20 protein-coding genes are annotated in these 13,661 nt (G+C 50.4%); 14 read left to right on the top strand and 6 right to left on the bottom strand.

Translation table 11 applies throughout. The annotated features are described in order from the left end of the window. Positions 1-84: 84 nt before the first annotated feature. From rpsM to ACFX4O_RS23875, 8 genes are all read left to right on the top strand, one after another. Positions 85-441, top strand: a complete 357-nt coding sequence (gene rpsM / locus ACFX4O_RS23910; RefSeq protein ID WP_023479435.1) for a 30S ribosomal protein S13 — start codon at positions 85-87, stop codon at positions 439-441. A gap of 16 nt (positions 442-457) precedes the next feature. Beyond that, positions 458-847: a 30S ribosomal protein S11 gene (gene rpsK / locus ACFX4O_RS23905; RefSeq protein WP_002919257.1), complete on the top strand. Its 390-nt coding sequence runs from the start codon at positions 458-460 to the stop codon at positions 845-847. Between the two features lie 34 nt (positions 848-881). Continuing rightward, positions 882-1,502: a 30S ribosomal protein S4 gene (gene rpsD, locus ACFX4O_RS23900; RefSeq protein ID WP_003031138.1), complete on the top strand. Its 621-nt coding sequence runs from the start codon at positions 882-884 to the stop codon at positions 1,500-1,502. A gap of 25 nt (positions 1,503-1,527) precedes the next feature. Then, positions 1,528-2,517, top strand: a complete 990-nt coding sequence (locus ACFX4O_RS23895; RefSeq protein ID WP_007369825.1) for a DNA-directed RNA polymerase subunit alpha — start codon at positions 1,528-1,530, stop codon at positions 2,515-2,517. 40 nt (positions 2,518-2,557) lie between these two features. Further along, positions 2,558-2,944, top strand: coding sequence for a 50S ribosomal protein L17 (gene rplQ / locus ACFX4O_RS23890; protein ID WP_001216372.1), 387 nt, complete (start codon positions 2,558-2,560; stop codon positions 2,942-2,944). A 113-nt stretch (positions 2,945-3,057) separates the two neighbouring features. Next, the gene (locus tag ACFX4O_RS23885; RefSeq protein ID WP_131413688.1) at positions 3,058-3,426 is read left to right on the top strand and encodes a DUF1992 domain-containing protein; all 369 of its coding nucleotides are present in this window, start codon (positions 3,058-3,060) and stop codon (positions 3,424-3,426) included. Positions 3,427-3,428: 2 nt separating this feature from the next. Continuing rightward, positions 3,429-3,860, top strand: a complete 432-nt coding sequence (gene zntR, locus ACFX4O_RS23880) for a Zn(2+)-responsive transcriptional regulator (RefSeq protein WP_131413687.1) — start codon at positions 3,429-3,431, stop codon at positions 3,858-3,860. 57 nt (positions 3,861-3,917) lie between these two features. Then, positions 3,918-4,130, top strand: a complete 213-nt coding sequence (locus ACFX4O_RS23875) for an alternative ribosome-rescue factor A (protein WP_131413686.1) — start codon at positions 3,918-3,920, stop codon at positions 4,128-4,130. Here ACFX4O_RS23875 and mscL read toward each other — a convergent pair. The 5 genes from mscL to def form a co-directional block, all read right to left on the bottom strand. Continuing rightward, positions 4,127-4,540, bottom strand: a complete 414-nt coding sequence (gene mscL, locus ACFX4O_RS23870; RefSeq protein WP_131413685.1) for a large-conductance mechanosensitive channel protein MscL — start codon at positions 4,538-4,540, stop codon at positions 4,127-4,129. The two genes, ACFX4O_RS23875 and mscL, sit on opposite strands and share 4 nt — an antisense overlap. A gap of 144 nt (positions 4,541-4,684) precedes the next feature. Beyond that, positions 4,685-6,061 carry a Trk system potassium transporter TrkA gene (gene trkA, locus ACFX4O_RS23865; RefSeq protein WP_007369830.1) on the bottom strand — a complete coding sequence of 459 codons (1,377 nt, stop codon included), beginning with the start codon at positions 6,059-6,061 and terminating at the stop codon, positions 4,685-4,687. 22 nt (positions 6,062-6,083) lie between these two features. Beyond that, positions 6,084-7,373 (bottom strand): 16S rRNA (cytosine(967)-C(5))-methyltransferase RsmB, encoded by a 1,290-nt coding sequence (gene rsmB / locus ACFX4O_RS23860; RefSeq protein ID WP_131413683.1) that lies wholly within the window; start codon positions 7,371-7,373, stop codon positions 6,084-6,086. Between the two features lie 44 nt (positions 7,374-7,417). Next, a complete protein-coding gene (gene fmt, locus ACFX4O_RS23855; RefSeq protein WP_380211710.1) occupies positions 7,418-8,365 on the bottom strand; it encodes a methionyl-tRNA formyltransferase in 948 nt (315 codons plus the stop codon). A gap of 21 nt (positions 8,366-8,386) precedes the next feature. Next, on the bottom strand, positions 8,387-8,896 hold the full coding sequence (gene def, locus ACFX4O_RS23850) for a peptide deformylase (protein WP_007369833.1): 510 nt from the start codon (positions 8,894-8,896) through the stop codon (positions 8,387-8,389). A 129-nt stretch (positions 8,897-9,025) separates the two neighbouring features. On the opposite strand from def, the gene dprA reads away from it, so the two are divergent. From dprA to ACFX4O_RS23820, 6 genes are read left to right on the top strand one after another with little or no spacing between them, the layout of a single operon-like run. Then, positions 9,026-10,150, top strand: coding sequence for a DNA-protecting protein DprA (gene dprA, locus ACFX4O_RS23845; protein ID WP_380211708.1), 1,125 nt, complete (start codon positions 9,026-9,028; stop codon positions 10,148-10,150). Next, complete coding sequence (gene smg / locus ACFX4O_RS23840; RefSeq protein WP_017460081.1) at positions 10,122-10,595, top strand: DUF494 family protein Smg; 474 nt, start codon at positions 10,122-10,124, stop codon at positions 10,593-10,595. The genes dprA and smg overlap by 29 nt, the downstream gene beginning before the upstream one ends. 26 nt (positions 10,596-10,621) lie before the next feature. Then, the gene (locus tag ACFX4O_RS23835; RefSeq protein ID WP_175274522.1) at positions 10,622-11,179 is read left to right on the top strand and encodes a type I DNA topoisomerase; all 558 of its coding nucleotides are present in this window, start codon (positions 10,622-10,624) and stop codon (positions 11,177-11,179) included. After that, a complete protein-coding gene (gene tsaC / locus ACFX4O_RS23830; RefSeq protein ID WP_380211705.1) occupies positions 11,169-11,741 on the top strand; it encodes an L-threonylcarbamoyladenylate synthase type 1 TsaC in 573 nt (190 codons plus the stop codon). Before ACFX4O_RS23835 ends, tsaC begins: the two co-directional genes overlap by 11 nt. Before the next feature lie 4 nt (positions 11,742-11,745). Continuing rightward, a complete protein-coding gene (gene aroE, locus ACFX4O_RS23825; RefSeq protein WP_380211703.1) occupies positions 11,746-12,564 on the top strand; it encodes a shikimate dehydrogenase in 819 nt (272 codons plus the stop codon). After that, the gene (locus ACFX4O_RS23820; protein ID WP_131413677.1) at positions 12,561-12,818 is read left to right on the top strand and encodes a DUF1488 domain-containing protein; all 258 of its coding nucleotides are present in this window, start codon (positions 12,561-12,563) and stop codon (positions 12,816-12,818) included. Before aroE ends, ACFX4O_RS23820 begins: the two co-directional genes overlap by 4 nt. On the opposite strand, the gene ACFX4O_RS23815 is transcribed toward ACFX4O_RS23820, so the two are convergent. Beyond that, positions 12,794-13,348 (bottom strand): gamma carbonic anhydrase family protein, encoded by a 555-nt coding sequence (locus ACFX4O_RS23815; RefSeq protein ID WP_380211701.1) that lies wholly within the window; start codon positions 13,346-13,348, stop codon positions 12,794-12,796. The two genes, ACFX4O_RS23820 and ACFX4O_RS23815, sit on opposite strands and share 25 nt — an antisense overlap. Between the last annotated feature and the right edge of the window lie 313 nt (positions 13,349-13,661).

Here is a 13,661-nt window from a genome sequence, read left to right as displayed (position 1 = left end):
TGTATGTCTGTACGTATCCATTTGAGTATCCTGAAAACGGGCTTTTCAGCATGGTGCGTGCAAGTAAAATTATAGGAGTGCATAGTGGCCCGTATAGCAGGCATTAACATTCCTGATCAGAAACATGCTGTGATCGCGTTAACTTCGATCTATGGCGTCGGTAAAACCCGCTCCCAAGCCATTCTGGCTGCTGCGGGCATCGCTGAAAATGTTAAGATCAGTGAGCTGTCTGAAGAACAAATCGACACGCTGCGTGACGAAGTTGCCAAATTTGTCGTTGAAGGTGATCTGCGCCGTGAAGTTAGCATGAGCATCAAGCGCCTGATGGATCTTGGTTGCTATCGCGGTTTGCGTCATCGTCGTGGTCTCCCGGTTCGCGGTCAGCGTACCAAGACCAACGCACGTACCCGTAAGGGTCCGCGCAAACCGATCAAGAAATAATCGGGGTGATTGAATAATGGCAAAGGCACCAATTCGCGCACGTAAACGTGTAAGAAAACAAGTCTCTGACGGCGTGGCTCATATCCATGCTTCTTTCAACAACACCATCGTTACTATTACTGATCGTCAGGGTAACGCACTGGGTTGGGCAACAGCCGGTGGTTCCGGTTTCCGTGGTTCTCGCAAATCCACTCCGTTTGCAGCTCAGGTTGCAGCAGAGCGTTGCGCTGAAGCCGTAAAAGAATACGGTATCAAGAATCTGGAAGTTATGGTTAAGGGACCGGGTCCGGGACGCGAATCTACTATTCGTGCTCTGAACGCCGCTGGTTTCCGCATCACTAATATTACTGATGTGACTCCGATCCCTCACAACGGTTGTCGTCCGCCGAAAAAACGTCGCGTATAACGCGTTCGTTTTCTAGGATTGTTGGAGAAAGAAAATGGCAAGATATTTGGGTCCTAAGCTCAAGCTGAGCCGTCGTGAGGGCACAGACCTGTTCCTTAAGTCTGGCGTTCGCGCGATCGATACCAAGTGTAAAATTGAACAAGCTCCAGGCCAGCACGGTGCGCGTAAACCGCGTCTGTCTGACTATGGTGTGCAGTTGCGTGAAAAGCAAAAAGTTCGCCGTATTTACGGTGTGCTGGAGCGTCAGTTCCGTAACTACTACAAAGAAGCAGCACGTCTGAAAGGCAACACCGGTGAAAACCTGTTGGGTCTGCTGGAAGGTCGTCTGGACAACGTTGTATACCGTATGGGCTTCGGCGCCACTCGTGCTGAAGCACGCCAGCTGGTTAGCCACAAAGCAATCATGGTAAACGGTCGTGTTGTTAACATCGCTTCTTATCAGGTTAGTCCGAATGACGTTGTTAGCATTCGTGAGAAAGCGAAAAAGCAGTCTCGCGTGAAAGCCGCTCTGGAGCTGGCTGAGCAGCGTGAAAAGCCAACCTGGCTGGAAGTTGATGCTGGCAAGATGGAAGGCACGTTCAAGCGTAAGCCGGAGCGTTCTGATCTGTCTGCGGACATTAACGAACACCTGATCGTCGAGCTTTACTCCAAGTAAAGCTTAGTACCAAAGAGAGGACACAATGCAGGGTTCTGTGACAGAGTTTCTAAAACCGCGCCTGGTAGATATCGAGCAAGTGAGTTCGACGCACGCCAAGGTGACCCTTGAGCCTTTAGAGCGTGGCTTTGGCCATACTCTGGGTAACGCACTGCGCCGTATTCTGCTCTCATCGATGCCGGGTTGCGCGGTGACTGAGGTTGAGATTGATGGTGTACTTCATGAGTACAGCACCAAAGAAGGCGTTCAGGAAGATATCCTTGAAATCCTGCTCAACCTGAAAGGGCTGGCGGTGAGAGTTCAGGGTAAAGATGATGTTATTCTTACTCTGAATAAATCTGGCATTGGCCCTGTGACCGCAGCCGACATTACCCACGACGGTGATGTCGAAATCGTCAAGCCGCAGCATGTGATCTGCCACCTGACCGATGAGAACGCATCTATCAATATGCGTATCAAAGTTCAGCGCGGTCGTGGTTATGTTCCGGCGTCTGCCCGAATTCATTCGGAAGAAGATGAGCGCCCAATCGGCCGTCTGCTCGTTGACGCCTGCTACAGCCCTGTAGAGCGTATTGCCTACAATGTTGAAGCAGCACGTGTTGAACAGCGTACCGATCTGGACAAGCTGGTCATCGAAATGGAAACCAACGGCACAATCGATCCTGAAGAGGCGATTCGTCGTGCGGCAACCATTCTGGCTGAACAACTTGAAGCTTTCGTTGATTTACGTGATGTACGTCAGCCGGAAGTTAAAGAAGAGAAACCAGAATTCGATCCGATTCTGCTGCGCCCTGTTGACGATCTGGAATTGACTGTCCGCTCTGCTAACTGCCTCAAGGCAGAAGCTATCCACTATATCGGTGATCTGGTACAGCGTACCGAGGTTGAGTTGCTGAAAACGCCGAACTTGGGTAAAAAATCTCTTACTGAGATTAAAGACGTGCTGGCCTCCCGCGGTCTGTCTCTGGGCATGCGCCTGGAAAACTGGCCGCCGGCAAGCATTGCTGACGAGTAACCGGATCACAGGTTAAGGTTTTACTGAGAAGGATAAGGTCATGCGCCATCGTAAGAGTGGTCGTCAACTGAACCGCAACAGCAGCCATCGCCAGGCCATGTTCCGTAACATGGCAGGTTCTCTGGTTCGTCATGAGATCATCAAGACGACCCTGCCGAAAGCGAAAGAGCTGCGTCGCGTAGTTGAGCCGCTGATTACTCTTGCCAAGACGGATAGCGTTGCTAATCGTCGTCTGGCATTCGCCCGCACTCGTGATAACGAGATCGTGGCAAAACTGTTTAACGAGCTGGGCCCGCGTTTCGCGAGCCGTGCCGGTGGTTACACTCGTATTCTGAAGTGTGGCTTCCGTGCTGGTGACAACGCGCCGATGGCATACATCGAGCTGGTTGATCGCTCTGAATCGAAAGCAGAAGCTGCTGCAGAGTAATCTGTAGTAACGTAAAGAAACCCGCTCCGGCGGGTTTTTTTATATCAGTTTTACAACCTCTTCCTTACAATACAATATATGTATCTTTTTTGTTCATTTCCTCGTGAGCCGTTATGTGGTTACTTGATCAGTGGGCAGAACGCCATATTCTCAATGCTCAGCAAAAAGGTGAATTTGATAATCTACCCGGCAGCGGTGAGCCGTTGTTGTTGGATGATGATTCTCATGTCCCTGCGGAGCTCCGCGCTGGGTATCGCTTACTGAAAAATGCGGGCTGCCTGCCCCCAGAACTGGAATACCGTAAAGAAGCCGTGATGCTTATCGATCTGCTCAATAGCGTGCAGCACGATCATCCAGATTTCCAGGTATTGCATCGCCGTTTGTCATTACTGGAAATGAAACTCCGCCAGGCAGGATTAAGTACTGATTTTCTGCGAGGTGATTATGCAGCTAAACTACAGCAAAAAATTAATGAGGAGTAATCATGTACCGCATTGGTGAAATAGCGAAACTCGCAGAGGTCACGCCAGATACGATCCGCTACTATGAAAAACAGCAAATGATGGATCATGAAGTCAGGACGGAAGGCGGGTTTCGTCTCTATACGGAAAAGGATCTGCAACGGCTCAAATTCATTCGTCATGCCCGACAATTAGGATTTACCCTCGAATCAATCCGTGAACTGTTATCGATCCGTATTGATCCTGAACATCACACCTGCCAGGAGTCGAAGAGTATTGTGCAGGCTAGACTGGGCGAGGTTGAAGCTCGCATTGAAGAGTTACAATCCATGCGTCGCTCGTTGCAAAAACTGAACGATGCATGTTGTGGTACAGCCCATAGCAGCGTTTATTGTTCTATTCTCGAAGCGCTTGAACTGGGAGCAAGTGGTAACCCGACCCCAATGGCCTGTTGATCTTCTGCGCAGAGAGATCTACACTCCGGCCGTTTTAATACACAATCTGGAGACGTTATGAGCCGCTATCAACATACTAAAGGGCAGATCAACGATAACGCTGTTGAAGCTTTGTTACATGATCCACTATTTCGCCAACGTATAGAGAAAAACAAGAAAGGGAAAGGAAGTTATTTACGGAAAGGCAAACACGCAAATAAAGGCTTTCAGGAGGCCAGTGGCAAGCAAGCGAATCGCTTATTTACCACTGGCCTTCTTGCATTTGCTTAGCTGCGATTGTTTTGCTCTTTCAGCAAGTCGCGAATTTCACTCAGCAACACTTCCTCTTTACTCGGTGCCGGTGGTGCTTTCGGTTCTTCTTCCTGCTTACGTTTCAGCTTATTGATCAGCTTAATCGCAATGAAAATCGCAAAAGCGACAATGATGAAGTCAAAGATGTTCTGAATAAACACGCCGTAGTGCATGACGACAGCGGGAACGTCGCCCTGCGCGCCGCGTAGCGTCCAGGCAAACGACTTGAAATCTATCCCGCCAATTAATAACCCCAGCGGCGGCATAATGATATCGGCAACCAACGACGACACAATTTTGCCGAAAGCTGCACCGATGATGACACCAACTGCCAAATCCACCACATTTCCGCGCATTGCAAATTCACGGAACTCTTTCAAAATACTCATATCCCTTCTCCATGTGCAGACTGTCGCATTAAGTCTAACAAATTACCGATCAATTTCCATTTGGGCAGAGTGATTGTGATGGTTTCTTAAACCCTGACAAAAGAAGGGAATAATGCCCGGGCGCAGATAATTGCGCCTGGGTTATTACAGGAAGAATGGACTTGGCTGGAATAGGCGTTCGACGTCCGTGATATATTTTTTGTCCGTTAAAAACATAATCACATGGTCGCCTTGCTCGATACGCAAATTATCATTGGCAATCATGACATCATTTCCACGCACCACTGCACCGATAATTGTGCCTGGCGGCAATTTAATTTCATCAATAACGCGGCCGACGACGCGGGATGTCGTTTCGTCTCCGTGTGCAACCGCTTCAATCGCTTCTGCGACACCACGACGTAACGATGAAACGCCAACGATATCCGCTTTACGCACATGGCTAAGCAGAGCGGAAATCGTCGCCTGTTGAGGAGATATGGCGATATCAATCACACTGCCCTGAACTAAATCGACATAAGCGCGGCGCTGAATGAGCACCATGACTTTTTTGGCCCCCATCCGTTTGGCTAACATCGCAGACATGATGTTGGCTTCGTCGTCATTGGTGACAGCAATAAAGAGATCCACCTGATCGATATGCTCTTCGGCCAGTAATTCTTGATCTGAGGCGTCGCCATAAAAAACGATCGTATTTTGCAGCTTCTCGGCCAACTCCGCAGCACGTTGTTGATCGCGCTCGATCAGCTTCACGCTGTAGTCTTTTTCCAACTGGCGAGCCAGACCGGCACCGATATTACCACCGCCAACCAACATAATGCGTTTATACGGTTTTTCCAGCCGCTGAAGTTCACTCATAACGGCACGGATGTGCTGCGATGCGGCAATAAAAAATACCTCATCACCTGCTTCAACAATCGTTGATCCTTGCGGACGAATAGGTCTGTCGTGGCGAAAAATGGCTGCAACGCGAGTATCAATATGCGGCATATGTTCACGCATTGTTGACAACGCATTACCAACCAATGGGCCACCATAATATGCTTTCACCACCGCAAGACTGACTTTGCCTTCGGCAAAATTCACTACCTGCAATGCGCCGGGATATTCGATGAGGCGGTAAATACTGTCGATAACCAATTGCTCCGGCGCGATCAGATGATCAATAGGAACGGCTTCTGAGTGAAAAAGCTTATCCGCGTCGCGAACGTAATCTGGCGAGCGGATGCGGGCGATACGGTTCGGTGTGTTAAACAGCGAGTAAGCGACCTGACAGGCAACCATATTGGTTTCATCCGAGCTGGTCACCGCAACCAGCATGTCGGCATCGTCAGCGCCTGCTTCGCGTAGCACGCGGGGGTGAGAACCGTGGCCTTGTACGACGCGGAGATCGAACTTGTCCTGCAAACTACGCAGACGGTCGCCATTAGTATCAACAACGGTAATATCGTTATTCTCTCCGACCAGGTTTTCTGCTAGCGTTCCACCAACCTGCCCTGCACCCAGAATAATTATTTTCATCTGTTGTGACCCGTTGTTTCCATCACTGTTTAATTATCTTAGCGTAAAAGAAACCATCGCCTTCTTCCGCACCAGGAAGCTTCTGCAAACCTGGATTTTCCGGTGTACCCGTTTCGTCCAACTGCGCATCAGTTGTGCGTTTGAGAAAGGCGGCGACCTGCTGACTGTTCTCTTCTGGCAAGATGGAGCATGTTGCATACACCAGCGTACCACCTGGTTTCAAATGTGGCCAAATAGCATCCAGAATTTGCGATTGCAACTGCGCTAGCTCCGGAATATCACGATCGCGACGCAGCCATTTGATATCTGGGTGGCGTCGAATAACACCCGTTGCTGAGCATGGAGCATCCAGCAGGATACGATCGAATTGTTCATCACCGCACCATTGCTCTGGGAAACGTCCATCGCCCTGTTTCACTTGCGCTTTCATACCCAGTCGTTTCAGGTTGTCGTAAACGCGCGACAACCGTTGATCATCAATATCTACCGCCAATACGTTAGCCTCTGGAGCAGCTTCGAGTATATGGGTGGTTTTGCCACCGGGCGCTGCACACAGATCGAGAATGCGTTCACCGTTTTTTGGGGTAAGGAAAGCAATGCAGCCCTGAGCAGAAGCGTCCTGTACGGTAACCCAACCCTCGGCAAAACCCGGCAGAGCCGTAACAGGCGCCGGACTTGCCATGCGCACAGCATCGGGGTAATCCGTATGTGGGAATCCTTGCAACCCGGCTTCTTCCAGCAATACTAACCAGCTATCGCGTGAATTGTGCTGACGATTCACACGCAGCCACATCGGCGGTCGCTGATTGCTGGCTTCGACAATCTGTTGCCATTGGTGTGGATAGGCCTTTTGCACACGGTTTAACAGCCACTTCGGGAACAGAAAATGATTTTCGCTTTGGGCGAACTCTGACAGTAATTCTTCCTGTTGACGCTGGAACTGCCGCAATACACCGTTAATCAAGCCTTTAAGCTGCGGGCGCTTAATCACCACCGCACCTTCAACGGTTTCCGCTAGTGCAGCATGTGCAGGGATGCGCGTATGCAGAAGCTGATAAAACCCAACCATGATCAGATAGTGCACCGTACGCTGCTTGCCCGTCATTGGGCGTGACATCAATTTATTGATGAGCCAGTCGAGCTGGGGCAATACGCGCAAAACACCAAAGCACAACTCTTGCAGCAGCGCTTTATCTTTGTCGGAAACTTTTTGTTGCAACGGCGGCAGGATATTGCTGAGCGATTGCCCTTGTTCTATGACCTGCTCAACTGCCTGTGCAGCCATACTGCGTAAATTTATTTGTTTTTTCATCGCGATAAAAATAAAAATGCCCGGCAAGCCGGGCTGAAATGCTCTTAAGCCAGATGGTTGCCAGGGACAAACCATTCCCGCCGTGAATTCAGCAGATCCTGCGCGCTCATGGCTTTCTTACCGGCAGGCTGCAGTGATTCAAGATTCAATATTCCGTCGGCAGTTGCAACCTGAATACCCGCTTTCGACGTTTCCACGATCGTGCCGGGTTTCTCTGTTGGCTTAGACGGAATAACCGACGCTTTCCAGACCTTCACCGGTTGCTCATCAACCACAAACCAGCTCATTGGCCAGGGATTGAAGGCACGAATGCATCGTTCAAGCTGGGCGGCGCTGAGCGACCAGTCCAGGCGTGCTTCTTCTTTGCTGAGCTTCTCTGCGTAAGTGACCTGCGTTTCGTCTTGCACCTGAGGTTGTGCTGTGCCCTGAGCAAGCTGTTGCAGCGTCGCAATTAACCCCTGCGGACCGAGCTCTGCCAGTTTGTCATACAGCGTGGCGCTGGTGTCTTCTTCGGTAATCGGGCATGCGAGTTTAAACAACATGTCGCCAGTATCCAAGCCCACATCCATTTGCATGATAGTGACGCCAGTTTCTGCATCGCCCGCCCAGAGTGAGCGCTGAATAGGCGCCGCGCCACGCCAGCGTGGTAGCAGTGAACCGTGGACATTAATACAACCCAGGCGCGGCATGTCCAGTACTGCTTTTGGCAGGATCAGACCGTATGCCACCACCACCATCACATCGGCGTTGAGGCTGGCAACCAACTGCTGGTTTTCCTCTGCACGTAACGATGCGGGTTGAAACACCTGCAGGCCTTTTTCTTCCGCCAGCCCTTTTACTGGGCTTGGCATCAGCTTTTTACCGCGACCAGCAGGTCGGTCTGGCTGGGTGAAAACCCCCACCACCTGATGCTCAGAAGACAACAGCGCGTCAAGATGACGCGCTGCAAAATCCGGAGTGCCGGCGAAAATAATACGTAGAGAATCTGACACGTTTATCCTTTTCAGCCCGTTTTATGCGCGGGCGTTCATGCGATCCAGTTTTTCAACTTTCTGGCGAATGCGCTGACGTTTCATCGGCGACAGGTAATCAATAAACAGCTTACCTACCAAATGATCCATCTCGTGCTGGATGCAGATCGCCAGAAGACCGTCGGCTTCCAGTTCGAATGTTTTTCCGTCACGATCCAGTGCGCGGATTTTTACCTTCTCAGCACGAGGTACCAGCGCACGTTGTTCCGGAATAGACAGGCAACCTTCTTCAATGCCTGTTTCTCCGCTTTTTTCCAGCAGTTCGGGGTTAATCAACACTAATTGCTCATCGCGATTTTCGGAAACGTCGATCACGATGATGCGCTGGTGAATATCAACCTGCGTTGCTGCCAGACCAATACCTTCTTCTGCGTACATCGTTTCAAACATATCATCGACGATACGTTGAATGTCCGCATTCACTTCTTTTACCGGCTCGGCGACTTTGCGAAGGCGCTCGTCCGGAATATGTAACACATGCAAAACTGCCATAAATATCCAGAGTCGTGTTCAGGAGTTGGTGAGAATATTCCCTCTATTCTAGACAAATCCCCCCGCGATTGACAGCATCAGTGACCAATCGCAAGGATTGCTACAGCGGCTTATGGCAGGGGATAAAGGATGACGAGCACGGAGATTTGGCTGCGGTTGTTACAGGTGACCACGCTATGTGGCGATCAATGGCTGAATGCAGCACAGTGGCTGGAACAAAACCATAACGCCTCCTTCGCTGAACTCCGGCTCATCGGATTTACAGAAGCGCAGACGCAGCGCTTTTTCTCTCTTTCTGCGTGTGAGCTTGAAAAGAGCCTTAACTGGCTTGCACAACCCGGTAATCATTTAATTATTGCCAGCGATCCGGCGTACCCTGCTCCTTTACGCGCTATTACTGATTTCCCCGGTGCTATTTTTGTCAAAGGTAATCCAGCGGTACTGGCTACACAGCAACTGGCCGTTGTCGGGAGCCGTGCACATTCATGGTATGGCGAGCGGTGGGGGCGGATTTTTTGTGAAGTACTCGCCCGTGCGGGGTTAACGATTACCAGTGGCATGGCGTTGGGGATCGATAGCGTGGCTCACCACGCTGCTTTACAGGTTAAAGGAAACAGTATTGGTGTACTGGGGAATGGTCTATACAGCCTTTATCCGCGTAAGCATGCTTCTCTTGCCGCTGAAGTAATTGAAAGTGGTGGTGCATTAGTATCTGAATTTCCCCTCGCGGCTACGCCAAAGCCGGGTAATTTTCCGCGCCGCAACCGTATCATCAGTGGCCTCAGTCGTGGGGTACTGGTTGTTGAAGCCGCTTTGCGTAGCGGTTCGCTGGTGACTGCGCGGATTGCGCTTGAACAAGGCCGTGATGTTTTTGCATTACCCGGCCCTATTGGTAGCCCTGGCAGCGAAGGACCACATTGGTTAATCAAGCAAGGGGCAATACCGGTAACATCTGCTGATGAGATCCTCGAAAATTTGCAATATGGGCTGAATTGGTTGCCTGACGTACGCGAAAATGCAATTTATTCTCCAGATCAAGAAGAGGTGGCATTGCCATTTCCTGAGCTCCTGGCTAACGTAGGAGATGAGGTAACACCTGTTGACGTCGTCGCTGAACGTGCCGGCCAACCTGTGCCAGTCATCGCAGCTCAGTTGCTTGAACTGGAGTTAGCAGGATGGATCGCAGCTGTACCCGGCGGCTATGTCCGATTGAGGAGGGCAAGCCATGTTCGACGTACTAATGTACTTGTTTGAGACTTACATCCATAACGAAGCGGAATTGCGTGTGGATCAGGACAAACTGGAACGGGATCTTACCGACGCCGGATTTGATCGTGAAGACATCTACAACGCACTTTTATGGCTGGAAAAACTGGCTGATTATCAGGAAGGCCTCGCCGAACCGATGCAGCTTGCTTCTGATCCGCTTTCTGTCCGTATTTATACGGCTGAAGAGTGTGAAAGGCTGGATGCCAGTTGCCGGGGATTCTTGTTATTCCTGGAGCAGATTCAGGTGCTAAACCTCGAAACGCGAGAAATGGTGATTGAACGTGTGCTGGCGCTGGATACGGCAGAGTTTGAGTTAGAAGACCTGAAATGGGTCATTCTGATGGTTCTCTTCAATATCCCTGGGTGTGAAAACGCCTACCAGCAAATGGAAGAATTACTCTTTGAAGCGAATGAAGGTATGCTGCACTAATCATTTTTGCAGCTTCAAGAGTCGTTATGGCCAAATCAGCACTCTTTTCGGTGCGTAATAATGAGCCCTGCCCACAATGCGGGGCTGAACTTGTTATCCGTTCCGGGAAACATGGTCCGTTTCTCGGATGCTCTCATTATCCTGAATGCGATTATGTTCGCCCGCTGAAAAGCCAGGCGGATGGACATATAGTTAAAGTTCTGGACGGGCAGCAGTGCCCCGTGTGTGGGGCCGCGCTAGTCTTGCGTCAGGGACGTTTCGGGATGTTCATTGGGTGCAGCCAGTATCCTGAGTGTGAACATACCGAAATGATTGATAAGCCCGACGATACCGCAATCACTTGCCCACAGTGTCGAAGCGGGAGCCTTGTTCAACGCCGCTCCCGATATGGTAAGACGTTTTATTCCTGCGATCGTTACCCTGATTGCCAGTTCGTTATTAATTTCAAACCGGTGGCGGGCGAATGTCTTGTATGTCACTACCCGCTACTTATCGAGAAGAAAACCGCGCAAGGCGTGAAACGCTTCTGCGCCAGTAAACAATGTGGACAGCCGGTAACGGCGGAACAAACTCGTGAAGAATAACCTGCCAACAGATCCTATCGCTGCGGCGGTAGAGATCCTAAATAAAGAACACGTCATCGCTTATCCAACAGAAGCTGTTTTCGGTGTCGGCTGCGACCCGGACAGTGAGATTGCTGTTCATCGCTTGCTTGAACTAAAACAACGGCCGGTTGATAAAGGCCTCATCCTTATCGCTGCCAGTTTTGATCAACTCAAACCCTATATTGATGACAGCATGCTGACCGACGAGCAACGCCAGACGATTTTTGCCTGCTGGCCCGGGCCGGTAACGTTTGTCTTCCCGGCGAAACCGAACACGCCGCGCTGGCTAACCGGGCGCTTTGACTCGCTGGCCGTGCGCGTGACCGACCATCAAACGGTGATTGCGCTGTGTGAAGCTTACGGAAAACCGCTGGTATCAACGAGCGCTAATTTATCGGGCTTGCCGCCTTGCAGAACAGCGCAGGAAGTTATCGATCAATTTGGTCCAGATTTCCCGGTCGTTGATGCCCCGACCGGAGGCCGGCAAAATCCTTCTGAAATTCGTGACGCCCTTACCGGCGAACTTTTCCGTCAGGGGTAACTGTATGGAATCCTATGCCGTCTTTGGCAATCCTATTGCGCACAGCAAGTCTCCGTTTATTCATCAGCAATTTGCTCAGCAACTGGGTATTGAACATTCTTATGGTCGAGTTCTGGCTCCGGTGGATGGCTTTGTGCAGACGCTGGATGCTTTTTTTGCCGCTGGTGGAAAAGGTGCGAATGTTACCGTGCCTTTTAAAGAGCAAGCGTTTTCTCGTGCGAACGAACTCACTGAACGCGCAGCGATGGCTGGGGCGGTAAATACGCTTAAACGCCTTGAAGATGGTCGATTGCTGGGCGATAACACGGATGGGATAGGCTTGTTGAGCGATCTCGAACGCCTCTCTTTTATCCGCCCGGGGGGGCGCATTCTGCTTATAGGCGCGGGTGGGGCAGCGCGCGGCGTTATTCTTCCTTTACTGTCGCTGGATTGCGCCGTAACGGTTACCAACCGCACTTTTTCTAAGGCGCAAATGCTGGCTAAGCTCTTTGCTCACACCGGTAGCATTAATGCTGTTGCTATGGATAATTTAGCGAGCCATGCATTCGATTTGATCATTAACGCGACTTCCAGTGGGATTGGTGGGGAGATCCCCGCGTTACCGAATGCGCTTATTCATCCCGAGCTTTATTGCTATGACATGTTTTATCAGAAAGGATCGACGCCATTTCTGAGTTGGTGTGAAAATTCAGGTGCGAAAAAATGTGCGGATGGTTTAGGCATGTTGGTCGGGCAGGCTGCGCATGCGGTGTTGCTATGGCATGGTGTATTGCCGGATGTTGAGCCGGTAATCAATCTGCTGAAACTGGAACTGGCAAAATGAATCAGGCTATTCAGTTTCCGGATCGCGAAGGGTGGGATGATACGACCGGTGCTGTTTGCTTTCCGGCATTGGTCAATGGTATGCAAATTACTTGCGCCATCAAAGGCGATACACTGGCAAAGCGCTTTGGTGGCGAAACGCCAGAACACTTTCTTGCGGTATTTTGTGAACATCGTTGGGATCTGGAAGATGAGGCGGAACATTTGATCCGCCAGCAAGAAGAGGATGATCAGGGAATTGTCTGGTTATCTTGATCCAGATATTCATCTTTCCATTTCACGTAATTCCTGGCTGAGTACTTCAACCCTTCAAGCTCCGCTTCCGTCAGGGGGCGGATTTGTTTTACCGGACTGCCCAGATAAAGATAGCCACTTTCCAGACGTTTACTTTGGGGGACCAGGCTACCTGCGCCGATCATCACATCATCTTCAACAATAGCCCCGTCGAGCAAGATTGATCCCATGCCGACGAGCACACGATTACCAATAACGCAGCCATGCAACATCACTTTATGCCCAACAGTAACATCTTCACCAATGAGCAGCGGATCGCCTTCAGGGTTATAAGAGGATTTGTGCGTGACATGCAGAACGCTGCCGTCTTGAATGTTGCTGCGTGCGCCGATCTCAACATAATTCACATCACCGCGAATCACGACTAATGGCCAAATACCCACATCGTCAGCGATTCTGACGTCACCAATCACCACGCTGGTGGCGTCAATCATTACCCGCTGGCCTATTTGGGGCCGCAGATCCTTATAAGGACGTAAAACGGTAGACATAATTACCTCATCAAAAACAGGCCGAGATAATGACTTTGATTGCAGGAAAGGCCTTCTGCAACCCTTTCCCCCACCATTATTTGAGCAGATCGTACGGGATCGCAGCGAAAAGAATGAAAAAACAGCATTCAGAAAAAAAGATCGCAAAAAGACTTGTGCAAAAAATTGGGATCCCTATAATGCGCCTCCGTTGACCCGACAACGTGAATCACTTCGCGAGATAGTCGAGAAAACGAAAGAGAAAAAATCCTGAGATTCAGGGTTGACTCTGAAAGAGGAAAGCGTAATATACGCCACCTCGCGACAGAGCGCC

Source organism: Kosakonia sp. YIM B13571, from assembly GCF_042788095.1.
GTDB classification, from domain to species: domain Bacteria; phylum Pseudomonadota; class Gammaproteobacteria; order Enterobacterales; family Enterobacteriaceae; genus Kosakonia; species Kosakonia quasisacchari.
The sequence above is the reverse complement of the archived record's forward strand: the minus strand, read 5'-3'. Positions and strand labels throughout refer to the sequence as shown.

Bases quoted from the DNA above. Each gene is read 5' to 3' on its own strand.
- rpsK (WP_002919257.1), top strand. From the start codon at position 458: ATGGCAAAGGCACCAATTCGCGCACGTAAACGTGTAAGAAAACAAGTC.
- rpsD (WP_003031138.1), top strand. From the start codon at position 882: ATGGCAAGATATTTGGGTCCTAAGCTCAAGCTGAGCCGTCGTGAGGGC.
- ACFX4O_RS23895 (WP_007369825.1), top strand. From the start codon at position 1,528: ATGCAGGGTTCTGTGACAGAGTTTCTAAAACCGCGCCTGGTAGATATC.
- rplQ (WP_001216372.1), top strand. From the start codon at position 2,558: ATGCGCCATCGTAAGAGTGGTCGTCAACTGAACCGCAACAGCAGCCAT.
- ACFX4O_RS23885 (WP_131413688.1), top strand. From the start codon at position 3,058: ATGTGGTTACTTGATCAGTGGGCAGAACGCCATATTCTCAATGCTCAG.
- zntR (WP_131413687.1), top strand. From the start codon at position 3,429: ATGTACCGCATTGGTGAAATAGCGAAACTCGCAGAGGTCACGCCAGAT.
- ACFX4O_RS23875 (WP_131413686.1), top strand. From the start codon at position 3,918: ATGAGCCGCTATCAACATACTAAAGGGCAGATCAACGATAACGCTGTT.
- mscL (WP_131413685.1), bottom strand. From the start codon at position 4,540: ATGAGTATTTTGAAAGAGTTCCGTGAATTTGCAATGCGCGGAAATGTG.
- trkA (WP_007369830.1), bottom strand. From the start codon at position 6,061: ATGAAAATAATTATTCTGGGTGCAGGGCAGGTTGGTGGAACGCTAGCA.
- rsmB (WP_131413683.1), bottom strand. From the start codon at position 7,373: ATGAAAAAACAAATAAATTTACGCAGTATGGCTGCACAGGCAGTTGAG.
- def (WP_007369833.1), bottom strand. From the start codon at position 8,896: ATGGCAGTTTTGCATGTGTTACATATTCCGGACGAGCGCCTTCGCAAA.
- dprA (WP_380211708.1), top strand. From the start codon at position 9,026: ATGACGAGCACGGAGATTTGGCTGCGGTTGTTACAGGTGACCACGCTA.
- smg (WP_017460081.1), top strand. From the start codon at position 10,122: ATGTTCGACGTACTAATGTACTTGTTTGAGACTTACATCCATAACGAA.
- ACFX4O_RS23835 (WP_175274522.1), top strand. From the start codon at position 10,622: ATGGCCAAATCAGCACTCTTTTCGGTGCGTAATAATGAGCCCTGCCCA.
- aroE (WP_380211703.1), top strand. From the start codon at position 11,746: ATGGAATCCTATGCCGTCTTTGGCAATCCTATTGCGCACAGCAAGTCT.
- ACFX4O_RS23820 (WP_131413677.1), top strand. From the start codon at position 12,561: ATGAATCAGGCTATTCAGTTTCCGGATCGCGAAGGGTGGGATGATACG.
- ACFX4O_RS23815 (WP_380211701.1), bottom strand. From the start codon at position 13,348: ATGTCTACCGTTTTACGTCCTTATAAGGATCTGCGGCCCCAAATAGGC.